Here is a 15,300-nt window from a genome sequence, read left to right on the forward strand (position 1 = left end):
ACGCCCGAAGACCTGGCCAAAGCCGCGTTGCTGACGGCAGATCCGGACGCGCCCCCAGTGCGCATCCGGGCCGCTTGGAGGGACATCGGCTGCTCGGGCAGTGGCCCAGAGGCCTACAGGAAGGTGATCTATCCGGGCCAGTCCGCCCCGGTGTGGCCCGACGCAGATCGCCTGCCGGCGCAGGGCGGCAGCCGCTCTGCGGAGCGGCGCTGCACGACCTACTGTGAGGTCCCCCCAGGCACCATTGTGATCACCTACAGCCGGAAGCGCGGCCGTTGCTCGTTTGAGGCCGGTGTAGTTTACCGTAGCCCCGGTGACCCCGATGTGGGTAAGGTGTTCCCCTGCGAACACAGGACGCTGCGATCTCGCCCGGTGTACGAAGTGACCCTGCCCAACGGCGTCAAGGTGGAGGTAGCGGCGTCAAGGTGGAGGTAGCGCGCACATGAGCCCCGACACGACAGTCACGACCCAGCCCGCTCCTTACGAGCGTACGACCCAGCCGCCCCCCTGCGGGGGATATGAGGACTTCGACGCAGAGGCGATCTACAGTTTGGTGGCCTTGCATCCGCTACCCAAGTGGAGGGCCCCGTGGCTCGGATGACCCCTAACGAGGCCCGTTCGGCAGCACGCCGGCGGGCCCTCGTGGCCCGCACGGCGAAGACCATGTCAGTGGTGGACCAGATCTGGTACGCCACTAGAGCAGACAACCTCCTCGGCACGCTGCTTGGCTGCGTGCTCGGGGGGCTGGTGCCCCTCTTGTCCTACGTCGAAGCTCACCATGACACGTCCACCTACGCGCCCCTGCGTTGGGCGCTTGTAGGTGGTGGCCTTGTATTCTCCTGTGCCACTGTGTGGCACTGGGGGAGCAAGGCCTTCGAAAGCGCCTACAAAGCAGCAGGTTTCGTCCTCCTGCTGGAGGGCGCGATGGTGTTCTCGGGTGTGACCTGGTTGGGCCAGGTCGCGCTCGGCCTGCTCATGGCGGTCAACGCCATTGCCACAGGCGTGGCTCTGGCATTGCAAAAATGGCGCCCCGGGCGCCAGGCGGGGCGGAAGTGATCGTCCGCCAGCTGCAGGGCAGCAAGGCGGCCCCGCCCGAGGCCAACGCGGACTTCTGGCTGCCAGTTGCCCGGGCCCTGGTTGCCCGGGCAACGCTGCCCTGCACCGGATTGGAGCTCCTGCCGGCGGCCACTGGGGTGTGCCGGCGGTACGGCGCCGGCAGCCCGGCGCAGGTCATCGCAGCAGCTGAAGCCTACGGCCTGATTTACTGGCGCGCTCCCGAATGGCGCGCTAAGATCTAACGTGCCCAGGTTCTTTTTGCTTTTGCTAGCAGTGGGGTGCGGCAATGTAGAAGCGCTCCCCACGGCGAGCATTGGCCAAGCCGCTCCAGGCCCTACTCCCGTCGTGGCTTTTGCCGCGCACCACTGCTCCGACGAGCAGGTAGAAGCCGCCACGGCCGCATTCGATGTGTGGAACGAAGCGCTGGGCTCGGCCGAGGGCAACGAGCCTGAGGCAAGTAACACCAGCATGGCCCGGCATTCTCCGGGAAGCTCCTACCAGTTCGGCTGGGCGGAGCCCGAAGCCGCACAGGGGTGGATCGTGTGTGATGCGCCGCAGCCCGAGGATTGCCCGGGCTGCCTGGCGGCTCACTATGAGGGGGACCTGATCGAGATCTATCCCCTGGCAGCGACGCACGCTGCTCGGTACCCGCTGTCGGTGGTGCTCACGCACGAGCTAGGACACCACTGGATCGACGGGCATCTGCCCGAGGGGCTGATGGCGCCCCGCCCACAGGGAGCTGGCCTGTGCGTGGACGCGGCAGCGGCCGAGGCCGTACCCGGGGCCGCGCCGACCTGCTGAGGCCGGTCCCGGAGAATTTACTGGCGCGCTCCCGAACGGGTGCTATGTTCAGCACCCAGCATGGCCCGGCATTCTCCGGGACACGGGGCCACGCCGACCTGCTGAGGGGCGGGGGCAGGCGCAAAAAAAAAAAAAGCCCCGGGGCTCGTGGCCTGCCGGGGCGTGGTGACTTGAAGGGGCGTGTTAGTAGAGGTAGCCTCGCACAGTTTCCCCGAAACGGACTGCATCATCACTGTCGTCCACCATGACAGCAGCGAGGGCAAGCGCCCGTGCGCATGCAGCCAGTGCAGCCGGGTCACCTGCGAGGGCTTTTTGGCACAGGGCTGCCTGTGCCTCGTCTCCTGCATAGCGCGCTTCCGATCGTAGGGCCTTGATTTGTGCGGTGGTGGGGGTGGTGGGGGTCGTCATGCCCGACTGCCATTCACACCCCGTGCCAGGCACGGTATATGGCTAAATACGCGAAATCACACGAACGTGACGCACCGGCAGGTGCCGTAAATTGTCACTTCGCCTCCGAGCAGGTGACGTTTTGCGCAACCAGCAGAAAACCTGCTGTGCGGGTGGCTTTCAGGTGGCTTCCAGGGCGCACAACGCCCAAACCGGCCCGGGCGCAGAATTGTCACCAGCAACGGAAAACACGGCATTTTTGCATGGCACAGCAGGTGCAAGAGCCCAGACCGTGCAGAACAAATACCCTGGTAGATGCTCGTGTAGGGCTCGAGTCCCCGCCGGCGCGGGTCACGACTACGACACGAACGCGCCGATGGCGCGTGCATCGGGTCGCGGACCCACTGCGTCGTTGCGTGCGTACCCTAGCCGTCGAGCGTCTGAGCGAGGCAAGCCGCGCTATGTGGTCTGGCGACTTAGGCCCGGCCCAACGCAAGCTAGTGCCACGATTGCGGCGACGCCCGACACGGGCGTGTGCGGCGCTGGCACAAATACTCGCCGCGTTTGACGCGGACGCGATTGCAGATGCGGCCATCGAGGCCGCGGGAAGAGAGTAGTGATGAGAACAGCAATCGTTGGTGGGTGGGGCGCGGTCGAGCGTCTCGCGAAAATATGGGACCCGGCGGCTACGGTCGAGGAGATCGAGATACGGCTGTGGGTCGTCCGCGTCGAAGGGCGCCCGATCGGCATGATCGGGAAGGAGCCGTGGACCGCGGAAGGAGTGCGGTCCAGGGCGGAAGAGGAGGATTGCACATGACACGAATGACGTTCGTTCTCGGGTCGCCCGACCCCGAGATGTCCGCGATCGATAGCCTGCTCCGCGAGTGCGGGCAGGACGTACGCTACGCGCTAGGCCCGACGGGGCAGCGCGTGACCCCAGCGCAGGCGTACCAGGCGCCACGTGTCAGTGCAGAGCCACTGCTTGGCGGTGACATCTACTGTGTCGAGTGCGACCCGGCACTCCCCTCCGGTTGCCGTCGCATCGCCATTGACCACCACCGTCCTGGAGACCCTGGGTACGGTGCGGGGCCGGAGGACGCTGTGTTGGCCAGTTCGCTGGGGCAGGTAATCTCTCTACTGGTCCGCGAGGGGGAGCTGCCTCCGGAGTGGCCAGACGTCGCGGACGCACCAGCGTGGAGCGTAGGAGACATTTCGCACGATGACCACCGTGGCTGGATAGTCACGCACTGGGAGTGCGACGATCGCACTGAGGCTAGGCTGGGCTACGTCGCCTCGTCTCGCGGTCGTATCATCCCCACCGACCTCGTCCTGGCCGCGGCCTGCGACCACTGTCTGCATCACGCATGGGCTGGGCGTGTGCCTGGCGTCACGCGAGACATGGTCCGTGAGTATCGCGTCCGACACGCCGCGTTACGTCCCGTCGATCCGGTCTCGCCGGAGGAGTACGAGCGGCGGTTCGCGGCGACGCTCGAGGAGCTCGAGGAGCTCGTCGCTGATGCCGGCATGCACGGCTACCTCGTGGTGCACGTCGATCGCCCCCTTCCCGAGCTGCCCGACGTCGCGTGCTATCTCGGCGTGGCGTATGCGGCCGAGGTTACAGACCGCGATGGCCGGCGAAAGATCGTCCTGGGCGGCGCCACCACGCCGGACCTGGTCCGTGAGTGGATGGCAAAGGCGGAGGCCGACGGTCTCGAGGGTATCTATGGCGACCCGGATCGCGGGTTCGCGGGAGGGTATTTGACGTGACATTGCTTGGCATTGCGAGCGCTGGGGATGCAATCCCGCTGACGGACTTCGCTGCTTTGGACGAGGCACTTGCCCAGTGGCGACGGCTGTGCTTCCTCCGACACAAGCTGTCTCTGAGGGCGCGTGTCGAGCAACGCACGCGCCACTACGAGGGTTGGTTTTAGGCCGCAACACGGCCAGGAAGGACATGCATCATGTGTGAATTTGCATCATTCGTTGTAACCCGAGACCGGGTTTTTTGGCACCCCTGGTCGGACAGTCATGAGGATATCATAGCGCACTATCGACTGTACGCCGACGGTGCGCGCGGATCGAACATCATGCGCGTCGAGCTCACGCCGAGCAAGACGGCACCGCGCAAGCTTCGCCAGTGGTCATTCATCATCGACGAGCGATGTGACGATCTGCCCGAGTGGTTTGCGGCGGAGGGGCGTGATGCCCTGCGGGCCCGGGTGCATCGGGCGCTGATTCAGCGCGCCCGCGCAGAGGGGTGGTTCCGCCGCGAGGCTCGGCCGCGCGCGTGCTTCGCGCGCGTTGATGCGGCCCCTGGCGAGGCCGTCAGTGCCCTGCATCACGCGGATGTCACTGGGCACGCCGCGGCCGTGCGTGTCGGCGAGCACTCCTGCGTTCACACTTACGCTGACGGCGCCGCCGTTTCTGCGGATTCGTGCGCTGAGATCAGATGCAGTGTACGATCCGCTGTGTCCGCAGGCCGTGACTCGCGTATCACAGCTGACGGAGGTAGTGCCGTCCGAGCCGGTAACGGCAGCCGCGCGAAAGCGCAACATAACAGTGCTGTCCGCGTCGGCTGTGATGGCACAGCCGATGTGGGGGACAATTCGGTTGCGTGGGCAGGTGAGGACGGGCGCGCCGTCGCGGGCACGTGTTCTGTCGCCCGTAGCAAGGGTGGCGAGGCTGTAGCGGGCAACCATTCTGTGGCGCATTCGTGCTATCTACACGGTGAGGCTACTGTCTGCGATTACGGGGTGGCGTTCGGCACCGCACGAGCCGCGGCCGGATACCAGGGCGTCGCGGTTGCCGCAGGGAAAGCGTCCGCCTGCATGCTCGGTGTTGCGGTGGCAGGCGCCGATGTCGCGGTGGGTGACGGCGGTGTCGCGGTGCTACGCGGCCGCGTCGATGCTGTCGATAAGCGCGCCCGCGGTGGGCGCAACGCGATCGTGATTGTCGACGCAGTAGATGGCGCGGCGTCCGCCGGCGTGGGCGGCATGATTGTGTTTCGCAGATCCGCGCCACGGCCGGTCGTCGTGTACATCGACGGCGAGACGTACTTGCACGACACGTGGTACCGCTACAGCGAGGGGAAGGTTGTGCCTGTCCTCACCCCGTCGGAGGATGCGCCGTGACACACTACTACTACGGGATCACCACGGACGGGGACGTCCGTGTGTGGGCCTGCGCCAGGTTGGGGGACTTTCCCCGGTACATCTGGTCTGAGCGGCATGAAGACCTGTATGCTGCCCGTGAGGCAGCACGCAAGGCAGCAGCCGAGCAGCCCGGTAGCGTCGCTGCCATGGCCCCATTCTGCCCGAGGGGCGTGGGGGCACCCCGATGAACTTGTGCAACCTGTTCATCGATCCCATTGACCCAGTGGATGCAGCTGTGGATGACCTGGACCCGCTGCCCGAGTTGATCGCTCGGGCAGCTCGTGAGATCACACCCACACCACCGGCCCCGGCAGAGAGTGCGTGGGCAGCTCTGCGAAGCGCACAGGTGATCTGTGCGGACGTTTTGGCGAGAAGCGCGAGAAGCGCGAGAAGCGCGAGGACAAGAAAATGAGTCACATTTTGGACAGTGCGCAAGCACTGATGTTAGAAGCCAGTGAGACGACTGACGAGTTTGAGCGCAGGCAGCTGTATGCTTTTGCGGAGGAGATGTGCAATGCTGCGGGTGCTGTGTTCATGCATGCAAGCATGCACGACTTCATTGCGCAGAGAAGCAAGGATGGCAAGATAGCTGTAGCCAGGCGCGTGTTGGCATCGTACAGGGCCAGCTTCGCAGATGCATTTGTCCAGTGCTTGCGTCAGGATTTGAGGTACTTGCGATGAAATCACTATCGGACTTGATCGCAGCCCGATCTCTGCGCAAGGAGCTTGAAGCGCACGTGTCCGCAATCGAAGCGCCCATCAAGGCGCAGCTGGTGGCTGCCTCGGGCCCGCTGCGGCAGCTGCTGAAGCAGGCAGAAGAGGCCGAAGAAGCCGCTGCGGAAGCCGCCCACGCCGAGTGGGAGGGCACCGTGCAGCAGCGGCAGGCACTGCTGCTGGCGGGCGTCCGCGTGCCGGCACCAGAGCTGCCGCCGGGCTGCAGCGTGCGTGCTCTGCGCCGATTGGTGGTGACGGATGCCAACTTCATTCCCCGGGAGTACATGATCCCGGACATGAAGGCTCTCGGCAAGTTGCAGGATCCGGTGCCGGGGACTCAGCACACGATCCGGTATAGCTTTCAGGTCAAGGTCAAGGAGCAGCCATGAGAAAAGTGAAGGCCCACGAGGGTCGTGTGATTCGTGGCCTGCGTTTCCGGGCGTATCCCACGCCCGAGCAGGAAGTGAAGATAGCGGAGCAGGAGGACGCTCTGCGCAGGTTTTGGAATGCGTTAGTGGCCCGTGGTCGTATGACGTCGGACGCGAATGCGGCCTACGCCCTGCGGCAGGGGCTGGTCGAGCCACGCCCACAGAGACCGGACTACGACGCCATGCCCGAACAGGACCGGCACAAGGAACGGGACGCTTACCGGCGTGCTTGCAGGGCGTGGCGGCAACAAGTAGCGGCAGCCACGAAAAAGCTGCCGGAGTGCAGGTACCGAAGCCTGAAAGACTGGGCCGATCATTTCCACACGTCAAAAGATCACCTGGCAGAGTGCTTGCTGGACGATTTCCCACAGGTGCCAGTAACGGCTCTGCGAGAGCTGATCAAAGCTTATGAAGCTGCGCTTGCCGGCACCAAACGGGGTCTTGCTCCTCCCGTTTTCAAGCGAGCAACAGATCCTGTGCCCATAGCCTCCGGTAACGGGTACCCTCTTAGCAGGGGAGAATTCGGGCCACGCCCGAGCTGTCCGAACGGTAAGAGGAAGGACTGGCTCGATGCAGCGATCTCTTTCCCGGGTGTCGGACAGATCGCCTGCAGGCTGGGTCCGGAGGCGCAGCTAGAGGACCGAGAATACTGGGTGATGGGTGTGTCGCTCGTGCGCGAGCCCGATGGGTGGTACGCAGCCATTCGGCAGCACGTGGTGCCTAGACCGGCGCCGCAGCCAGTGCCCGGACTGTCGTGCGGCATTGACGTGGGTCTGATCGATCTGGTTGCGATCGTGCGATCAGATGGCGAGGCAGCCTCGGTGCCCAACCCCCGCACGCAGCAGGCGCACATTGATCGGATTGCGGCCAGGCAGGCGGCGGGCAAGCCCGTCGGCAAGCTGCACGCGCAGGCAGCGCGAAACGTCCGACAAATCATCCGGGAACGAGTGTTCCCGGTGATCGACTCATGCGAGCAAATCTGCGTTGAAGAGATCGAAGCCAGGATCGGTCAAAAAGGATGCATGCATGTTTCGTTCATGCGAACCCTTGTCACCATGGCCAAAGCGCGCTACGGTGAGGGCCGTGTAGTGGAGGTAGACCCTTGCATGACGTCGCAGATCTGCTCGAGATGCGGCGCGGCCCCAATGAAGAAGCATGACAAGACGCGAGAGGTCTCGTGTCCTGCGTGCAAACACCGCGAAAACCGGGACATCAACGCGGCCAGAAACATTCTGGCCAGGGGGCGCTCGCAAAGCGCTTTGCAAATGCGCGAAAGCACAGCTACTCTGAAAGGCAAGTAACAGCACCAACATGGCCCGGCATTCTCCGGGACAGGGATCCACTTCCACCACACGGCCCTCACCGTAGGTAACAGCACCAACATGGCCCGGCATTCTCCGGGACCGGGACGGAAGTCACCCTCACGAAGCCAATGTTGGCGGTAGCAGCACCAACATGGCCCGGCATTCTCCGGGACGTGCCTCGATTGCAGCCACACGTGCTTCAATTTCCTTGTAGCAGCACCAACATGGCCCGGCATTCTCCGGGACCTCTGGCCAGGCACGGCCACGCCCGCCACCACCCCGTAGCAGCACCAACATGGCCCGGCATTCTCCGGGACGACGCGCCACGAAAAACGTGACTATCTCGCTTAAGGCGGTAGCAGCACCAACATGGCCCGGCATTCTCCGGGACCGGGGTCTCCCCCTGCCAGGGCTTCGGCTGCGGCCGTAGCAGCACCAACACGGCCCGGCATTCTCCGGGACTACGAGAGTAGCGAGTCTCTTCCCCGCCGACTCGAGTAGCAGCACCAACATGGCCCGGCATTCTCCGGGACGGGAGCCCGGCCCGAACCCGTAGCAGCACCACCATGGCCCGGCATTCTCCGGGACCGATCAAAGGGGGCCCGAAGCCCCCGGTAGCAACACCAACATGGCCCGGCATTCTCCGGGACGGCCCGGACGCGCCACCCAGCAACGTAGCAACACCAACATGGCCCGGCATTCTCCGGGATAAGAAGAAGCCATTCCTACGGCTGATCCTGCTCGCGGTAGCAGCACCAACATGGCCCGGCATTCTCCGGGACCCCGTCCTAGGGTCACGAGGTTCAATCGCGGCCCGAAAGGTAGCAGCACCAACATGGCCCGGCATTCTCCGGGACATCGCTCGAACATTGACGGCCTCGGCCTCGTCGGTATGGTAGCAACACCAACATGGCCCGGCATTCTCCGGGACGGCCCGGACGCGCCACCCAGCAACGTAGTAACACCAACATGGCCCGGCATTCTCCGGGACCGATCAAGGGAGCCCTGAAGCCCCCCACAGTCCCCACGGCTCGGGGCGCAGTACGTGCCACGCGGCCCCGATCAGGAACGCGTCCAGCAGATCCCCCCGGCGCTTTGCGCTGTGGCACACAGGTAATGTGGCTGCCTCAATTGCCAGCAGCGACTGCTCAGCTCGGGCCTGCAGGACTTCCTTGCGGACACTACCCGCGCGGAATGCGTAGCGCCAGGCGTCCACGGGCAGCACATAGGGAGTGCCACCAGTGGCAGCCACTGCTTCGTGCAGCTGCCATCCGCAGATTTTCGCCAGCGTCAGGACCGCGTGCTTGCGCTGCGGTCCTGTCAGCCACTGATCCTCCGTGACCACCGCGTCTACGCGCAATCCGGCAGGCAATGCCCACCACGCTCCGACGAGAGCAGGCGTGGGGGGCGCATCGCGCCGAAGGAAGCGTCGTGGCACGAGTGCAGCATCGTCGAGCAGCACGTACCCGGGGTGCCTGCCTGGATCGATCGCTAGGATGCGCATCCTGTCCCCTTGCATGTGTCACAGCCCTTGCCGTTGCAGGCAGGGCAGCACGGCCACAGGCGGCCGTCCTTGTAGACGGCGCGGGCATCCTTGCTCCACAGGACCATGGCGCAGGCGTCGGCGCCGATCGGCACGTGGGGCAGGTAGTAGCCGAGCCCCTCAGTCATGAGTTGCTCGAGCCGAGCGGCCACATCGTGGGCCTGCTCTGGTCGGCATTCCACAAGGAATTCGTCATGGGGATGCAGCAGCACCCGTGTGCCGAACAGTGGAGATCCGGGCTCGAAATACTGCTCCTGCACGATCAACCACATGACGTGGCCTGCAATCACGGCGAGCAGCGACTGGAACGGGTTGTTCGCCGCGCTGCAGTAGGTCATGCCCCGGCGAAACACGGACGTGCCTGGGATCCAGTCCGCATAGGTCTTGCCGTCGGGCTCTTGCAGCTGGTTGATCCCTCGCAGGTGGGCCATCACATCGGGGTGCGACTGCTTCCAGGCTTCGTCTAGCCGGCGCCAAAACTCGAGGGGCTTCGAGATCCCGTAGATGGCCCGGGCTTGGCGCATCATGGTCTCGGGACCCATGCCACCCGGCTTGCCAAAATCCTCGATTTTGGCGCATTGGCGCATGTCCTTTGCGTCCTTGTCCCCTGCCTTGACCAGGGCTGCGAAAGCATCATAGGACAGCCCGAGGGCTGTGCTCGCAGTTAGCACGTGGTCATCTACGCCGGCCTGTACGCGCTGTGCCAGGCCCCACTCACCGTACCGGGAGACCAGGTGCTCGGCAAGAGTGACGACTTCGCCCTGCTTCCAGTCGATCGACACGATGCACATGCCAGGGCGAGCCCGGAAGCATTCACGAACGCCGGCCTTGCGCCGCAGATTGAGCAGATTGGGCTTGCTCGAGATGACCCGCAGTGTGTCCGCCAGGGCCCATGACGTGTGGAGGATCGGCTGCGACAGGAAGCCCATGTCCTTGTTGATCACTGCGCTCCACTCGCCGTATTCAGCGAACGTACGGAGCAGCGGGTCACCAGACTCTCGGAGCACCCATGCGGCCGTAGCCACGCCACCCTTGGCCGTGACTGGACAGACCGATTCTTGATCGGCGGCAGGTGACGGATCGCCAAAAGGATCCGTCCAAGCATCCCCGGCGCTAGACACGTAGCGTCCGTCAGGCTCCCACCAACCACGCAGGCTCACGTGCTTTTCGCGGTCGGGCCACTTCTTGTAAAACTCCACATGCAAGTCTGGCGTACACCGATAGGCGCACAGCACAGCCGCTTTGATCCTCGCCATGCATTTCGAGCCGTCATCACGGACGAAGCCGTACTGCTGCACCTGCCCTCGCAGATCAGCAATGTGCTCATTGGCGAGCCGGGCCAAATCCGTCACGCGATCTGGATCGGTTTCGATCCCCCAGCAGTGCTGCAGGTGCAGGCAGAACATTTTCCGTGTGCAGAAAGCAACATCAGGCAGCTTGACGTCCGGATGCCGCTCGCGCATGCGCTGCCACAGCCGCAGCGTGGCAGTGGCGTCAGACAGGGCGTAGACCACGTGCTCGGGGGTGTAGGACGTGACCGGGCTGCCGAGATATTGCCCGTAGGTGAGCCGCACTGCATCGTCTTTGGCTAGCTCGCCCAGCCCATAATACCGGTGCAGATCAGCTAGCGATCGAATGTGTGCGCGCTTGGCACCCTGGATTTCGGCTAGGCGCCGCAAGACGTCCGTGTCTAGCACCCTGCCTTCGGCGTAGGCGCGCCGCAGGGTTTGCGGCTGCACATGGCCCCAGGCGAGCAGGCAGGCCATGTCATAGGCCACGTGGTGGCCCACGACGGTGTGCTCGGACAGCATCTGCTCAATGCGCGAGTCGGGCAGCGCAGCAATGAGGGGGTGCTGCTCGCTCTCGGTGTGCCAGGTTGCGCAAACTGGCGGTGGGGCCATCATGGCCGGTCCAAAGCGGACCGTCTCCGTGTCGAGAGCGAGCAGCATGGGGCTTAGCGGTGGCTAGCGAGGCACGGGGGTGAACCGCGGATTGGTGCGTGGTCCCTTCGGGGTCTGCCTGATCGTCTGATCGCAGATGAATCGGTACCCCAAATTCGGCTTGGTCTCGCTCTCTGCGATCAGAGCTGCTTTGGCCTGATCGCGACTGAACGGGCTCTTGTCGGACGGGTCACGTCCGTAGACCGAGCAAACAAGTTCGCCCAATTGCCCCATGAAAACCAGCGTTTTCTGGCCTTCCGGCGAAGCGGGGGGCGCACCAGGCCAGAATTTGAAATGAAACGCGCGCTGCACGCCGGGCTGCAGTGCAGGGTTGTTGCTCTCGATCACTGTGACCAGCGCTTGGAATGCGCTCCCCTTCGCGCCATTTCGCAGCTGCAGCTGATTCAGCTCGAACACGGCCCGGAATTCGATCTCCCGAGGCACGAAGCTAGGGCCCATGCCATAGTCGAGCACTTCCCTCGAATCCAGTGAAGGCGGGCCGGCTGCGCCGGCAGGCAGGCCCCACGCGGGGGCTGCGGGGGGTGTGGCTGGCACAGCGGGGGGCGTCCACGCGGGGGCTGCGGGTGGCGTGGCTGGCACAGCGGGGGGCGTCCACGCGGGGGCTGCGGGTGGCGTGGCTGGCACAGCGGGGGGCATGGGCTGCGCTGCTGCTGGGGCTGCTGCGGCCGCGCCCTGCATTGCTGCCAGGAACATGGCCTGCTGCTCGGGGGGAAGTTTGCTGATATCAAATTGGTTGCTCATGTTGCTTCTTCTTTCCTGCTCTTCGTTCTATCGTAGGCCGGACCCTCTCCGAGATCCGGCACCGTCATTTCTGCTTGTAACAGCTTCTGTGGCTGCCTATTGGAGAGCTCTGTCGCCCGAGCATAGCCCAGGGCCGAGTTGATCGCCACAACATTCTCGAGGCAGCCCACGAAGTAGCTGACTGACACCTGCTCGGCCTGTTGCCCCTCGCGGTGAATGCGGCCAATGCGCTGCTCCCAGTCCTCCGAGGCCTTCCAGGGCGTCGTAACCAGCATGCGAGACCACTGGTGCTGCAGATTGAAGCCGTCGCCACACGCCTTGGCGGAGGCGATCGCAACGGGAGCCCGGCTGCGGTCGATCGACTCCCCCGACGCATTCAGCCCAAATTCCCCGTAATAGGGCCATTTGGTGAGCTGCGAGAGAGCTTCTCCAAATGCCCGGTGGCTGCACATGATCAGCCCCCCGCCACCTGCTCGACCCCAATCGGCTGCGCGCTGCAGTGCGTGCGTGCTGAGCCACGAGGGAATGGCGTGGGGGACGTATTGATCTTTGATCGCAGCCCACTCATCCCAGGCTTGCTTTGGCAGCGCACCCTCGATGCAAGCATCTCTGATCTGCGCCTCGGTATCGTAGGTGTCCAGATCGGTCAAAATGCGCCGGCAGAACCTGCACCACTGCGTTCGGGCCTGCATCCAATCCGTGGGTGGCCGTGGATCGTGGTAGTAAAAAAAGCCGAGTGCAAGCTGCAATGCAGTGCTATAGACGCCGATTGACTTGTCCGGCAGCAGCCAATCGTCTGGCGTGATCCACAGCTGCCGCAGGCGCTCCCAGTGCTCGGTCATGCTGGGGGGCGTGGGGATTTGGATAGGCTGGATCGACAGGGGCAGGTCAAATGAGTCTTGTGAGATCAGCACGCCTGGTGTCTGCGTCAGCCGCTCCCCCCATGCGGCTTGCGCGCTAGGCCGGTCCACAGCGGACGGGCCCAGGTGCTGCTGCAGGACTTCGTAGCTGGGATCCGGCGCCCAGCTATCACGCTTGGGCGCCCCGTAAGAGGGGTCGTCCAGCAGCAGGGCCCAGGTCTGCTGATGCTCTGGATCACGGGGGGCGGGGGAGCCGTCCCGCAGCGTCCAGTCGAGCATGTGCACGTAGTCCAGCAGAGACGTCCGCCGCAGCGACCCTGACAGCACGAGCACCACGCAGTCTGGCGCATCGTGCAGGTACCTAGCAACGCGCCGGGCGCAGCCAGCGGACCGCACATGCCGGAGCCACTGAGCTTCATCGCACATGAGCAGATTTGGCTTGTAATCCCACAGCAAGTAGCTGTTCTGCCGCAGGCCAAGCCGCTGGTAGCTTTCAATTCTCGTGTGCCGAGGGATCTGCCAGTGCAGTCGGTACTGATCCATTTCCCGCTCGATTTTGCTCGGTGCGTTTTGCTTACCGCGCTTCATGTGCTTGGCCGGCACGAGCAGCAACGGTCGCGTGGCTCCGAGCACGAGCGGAGCAAGCCCCGTCATGAGCGTCTTGCCCGCACCGACACGGGCGCCGCAAAACAGGCCCCTGACTTTGACGAGTTCCGCAAGTCCGCACGCCTGCATGGGGCGCAAGATCTGCGTGCCATGGGGCGTGCGGAGCAACTCGGTCATCGGACGGATCAGCTCGTCGGCATCTGCGAGCGGCACCCGTCGGGGGAGATTGCGGATGCGGGACATCTATCCGGAGATGCGAGCAACGAGCCGATCAATGATCGCATCGGCTAGCGCGTCCAGGTCGATGGCGCCGGCTGCCACAGCAGGCACTGTGGCCGCAGCCGCTGCCCTCTTTGCGGCCGTCTCCTCTTTCGTGGGGCGGCCACGTCGTTTTGCTTCAGGAGCCGCCGCAGTTGGAGGAGTCGCGAGGGAAGCCGCAGCAGGCGGAGGGGGATTGATCGCTGGTGCAGCCGCATTGGCTGCTTGGTTCAGGTAGGCCAAAGCGGCCTGCTGCTGCTCGGGACTGAGCTGCGCCCACTGCGCCGGCGGGAACTGCGGGGGGCAGGGCACCCCAACGGGGGGCTGCGCCGGCGCCGGGGGCAGCTGCACCGGAGGGGGGGCGGGTGGCTGGGGCGCCACAGCAGGCTGCCCTTGTTGTTGGAGCTGCAGCTGCAGCTGTCGCTGGATCTCCTCGAGGATTGCGCTGTTTGAAGGACCTGCACCATTTGCCATTTTCATTTCCTTTTGATCACAGTGCCCCGCGTAGGGGCACATTCGGTTGTATCGAAAACAATTCGCCGGATTTGGCGGAATTAATTGCACAAGTCGTAACGGATCCGGAGCATTGCGGCAAGCTATTTTCAGCGCCGTCATTTCTCGGCCGATCGGCACTAGCTGCTCTCTCACCCGGGATTCGGCCTCGGCGATAGTTAGGCTAGCACGCACGGGAATGCAGCGCTTTTTACCCTTGATATAATAGAGCCACAGCAGACTGGTGGGATCGAAACGAGGCTCGGCCAGGGTGTAGAGCAGCGCAGCCGGGTCTAAAACCAAGGTTTCTGACGTGAAAATGTACCGATCTGACGAAACGAATTTATGGTCTATTTTCCAACCGGGCGCCACTAAATCGAGTCGCCCGGTCCACCACACGCCGCCAAATTCGAAAGTCATGGGCGGCTCAATCAGCATGGGCGTGCAGGGCTGCGGGAGGTAGGGAGCCCCTTCAATTACGTCACGCCCTTCTGGCGTGGTCAGATCGATGGGCTCGCCACGGAGGCGAGCCTCGGCGAGTGCGTGCGCCCGGACCCCGTAGTCCAGTGCCGCAGTGCGCACGTCTGGCAGCCCCCCGATGGCGCGAAAAGCCCAGGCCCGTGGGCAATCCTGGTATTGCTTGAGCCGACTAGGGCTGACGTAGTAGGTCATTGCAACGTGCGCTCTTCGACCGGTATTCCCAGCTGCTGCGCTCGAGCGATCGAACACCGCATGCCGGCGCTCACGCCCCGGTCGGTGTAGACGGCCAGCAGCTGTGCCTCTATCTCCCATAGCGCGCCGGCGAGCATGCCCTGCTCGCGTTGCGCGGCAACGCGGTCATCGAGCACCTGCGTGTAGAGCAGGTGCGAAGCAAATGGGGCCTCCCCCCGCATGAGCGAGTCATGCAGGCACTCGCGCGCGTAGGCCAAATTGCGCTCGATTTCGAAGAAGCTGTCGGCCCCGCAAGGGCTGACTATCGCGACCGTATTCGCCAAAA

The 15,300-nt window shown here is 64.2% G+C and carries 18 protein-coding genes and 1 CRISPR repeat array; of the genes, 12 read left to right on the forward strand and 6 right to left on the reverse strand.

The window, feature by feature from the left end:
* The 10 genes from WC683_06105 to WC683_06150 form a co-directional block, all read left to right on the forward strand.
* The coding region (locus WC683_06105; GenBank protein ID MFA4972166.1) for a hypothetical protein at window positions 1–435 on the forward strand (435 nt) is incomplete at its 5' end.
* A gap of 162 nt (window positions 436–597) precedes the next feature.
* Complete coding sequence (locus WC683_06110; GenBank protein MFA4972167.1) at window positions 598–1,056, forward strand: hypothetical protein; 459 nt, start codon at window positions 598–600, stop codon at window positions 1,054–1,056.
* Entirely contained in the window at window positions 1,053–1,298 is a 246-nt protein-coding gene (locus WC683_06115; GenBank protein ID MFA4972168.1) for a hypothetical protein, read from the forward strand. The genes WC683_06110 and WC683_06115 overlap by 4 nt, the downstream gene beginning before the upstream one ends.
* A 1-nt stretch (window position 1,299) precedes the next feature.
* Window positions 1,300–1,857: a hypothetical protein gene (locus WC683_06120; protein MFA4972169.1), complete on the forward strand. Its 558-nt coding sequence runs from the start codon at window positions 1,300–1,302 to the stop codon at window positions 1,855–1,857.
* Window positions 1,858–2,863: 1,006 nt separating this feature from the next.
* The gene (locus WC683_06125; protein ID MFA4972170.1) at window positions 2,864–3,061 is read left to right on the forward strand and encodes a hypothetical protein; all 198 of its coding nucleotides are present in this window, start codon (window positions 2,864–2,866) and stop codon (window positions 3,059–3,061) included.
* A 284-nt stretch (window positions 3,062–3,345) separates the two neighbouring features.
* On the forward strand, window positions 3,346–4,011 hold the full coding sequence (locus WC683_06130) for a hypothetical protein (GenBank protein ID MFA4972171.1): 666 nt from the start codon (window positions 3,346–3,348) through the stop codon (window positions 4,009–4,011).
* A gap of 320 nt (window positions 4,012–4,331) precedes the next feature.
* Window positions 4,332–5,375, forward strand: a complete 1,044-nt coding sequence (locus WC683_06135; protein ID MFA4972172.1) for a hypothetical protein — start codon at window positions 4,332–4,334, stop codon at window positions 5,373–5,375.
* On the forward strand, window positions 5,372–5,584 hold the full coding sequence (locus tag WC683_06140; GenBank protein ID MFA4972173.1) for a hypothetical protein: 213 nt from the start codon (window positions 5,372–5,374) through the stop codon (window positions 5,582–5,584). The genes WC683_06135 and WC683_06140 overlap by 4 nt, the downstream gene beginning before the upstream one ends.
* Window positions 5,585–5,717: 133 nt before the next feature.
* On the forward strand, window positions 5,718–6,077 hold the full coding sequence (locus WC683_06145) for a hypothetical protein (GenBank protein ID MFA4972174.1): 360 nt from the start codon (window positions 5,718–5,720) through the stop codon (window positions 6,075–6,077).
* Window positions 6,074–6,499, forward strand: a complete 426-nt coding sequence (locus tag WC683_06150) for a hypothetical protein (GenBank protein ID MFA4972175.1) — start codon at window positions 6,074–6,076, stop codon at window positions 6,497–6,499. Before WC683_06145 ends, WC683_06150 begins: the two co-directional genes overlap by 4 nt.
* A 1,336-nt stretch (window positions 6,500–7,835) precedes the next feature.
* Window positions 7,836–8,833: a CRISPR direct-repeat array (repeat unit 36 nt; unit sequence GTAGCAGCACCAACATGGCCCGGCATTCTCCGGGAC).
* A 3-nt stretch (window positions 8,834–8,836) separates the two neighbouring features.
* Here the strand turns inward: WC683_06150 and WC683_06155 are convergent.
* Together WC683_06155 and WC683_06160 are read right to left on the reverse strand one after the other, a co-directional pair.
* Window positions 8,837–9,346, reverse strand: coding sequence for a hypothetical protein (locus tag WC683_06155; GenBank protein ID MFA4972176.1), 510 nt, complete (start codon window positions 9,344–9,346; stop codon window positions 8,837–8,839).
* Complete coding sequence (locus WC683_06160; GenBank protein MFA4972177.1) at window positions 9,334–11,124, reverse strand: DNA polymerase; 1,791 nt, start codon at window positions 11,122–11,124, stop codon at window positions 9,334–9,336. The genes WC683_06155 and WC683_06160 overlap by 13 nt, the downstream gene beginning before the upstream one ends.
* Between WC683_06160 and WC683_06165 the strand changes: the two genes are divergently transcribed.
* Window positions 11,125–11,343 (forward strand): hypothetical protein, encoded by a 219-nt coding sequence (locus WC683_06165; GenBank protein MFA4972178.1) that lies wholly within the window; start codon window positions 11,125–11,127, stop codon window positions 11,341–11,343. It begins immediately after the preceding gene.
* A gap of 6 nt (window positions 11,344–11,349) precedes the next feature.
* Here the strand turns inward: WC683_06165 and WC683_06170 are convergent, their stop codons facing one another.
* Window positions 11,350–12,087, reverse strand: a complete 738-nt coding sequence (locus WC683_06170) for a hypothetical protein (protein MFA4972179.1) — start codon at window positions 12,085–12,087, stop codon at window positions 11,350–11,352.
* On the reverse strand, window positions 12,084–13,490 hold the full coding sequence (locus WC683_06175) for a hypothetical protein (protein ID MFA4972180.1): 1,407 nt from the start codon (window positions 13,488–13,490) through the stop codon (window positions 12,084–12,086). Before WC683_06175 ends, WC683_06170 begins: the two co-directional genes overlap by 4 nt.
* Before the next feature lie 45 nt (window positions 13,491–13,535).
* Here WC683_06175 and WC683_06180 point away from each other — a divergent pair, with 45 nt between their 5' ends.
* Window positions 13,536–13,844, forward strand: a complete 309-nt coding sequence (locus tag WC683_06180; GenBank protein MFA4972181.1) for a hypothetical protein — start codon at window positions 13,536–13,538, stop codon at window positions 13,842–13,844.
* On the opposite strand, the gene WC683_06185 is transcribed toward WC683_06180, so the two are convergent.
* Together WC683_06185 and WC683_06190 are read right to left on the reverse strand one after the other, a co-directional pair.
* A complete protein-coding gene (locus tag WC683_06185; protein MFA4972182.1) occupies window positions 13,797–14,975 on the reverse strand; it encodes a PD-(D/E)XK nuclease family protein in 1,179 nt (392 codons plus the stop codon). The genes WC683_06180 and WC683_06185 overlap by 48 nt on opposite strands.
* On the reverse strand, window positions 14,972–15,298 hold the full coding sequence (locus tag WC683_06190; protein MFA4972183.1) for a hypothetical protein: 327 nt from the start codon (window positions 15,296–15,298) through the stop codon (window positions 14,972–14,974). The genes WC683_06185 and WC683_06190 overlap by 4 nt, the downstream gene beginning before the upstream one ends.
* Window positions 15,299–15,300 lie beyond the last annotated feature (2 nt).

The organism is bacterium (assembly GCA_041648665.1).
In the GTDB taxonomy this organism is placed as follows: domain Bacteria; phylum UBA10199; class UBA10199; order 2-02-FULL-44-16; family JAAZCA01; genus JAFGMW01.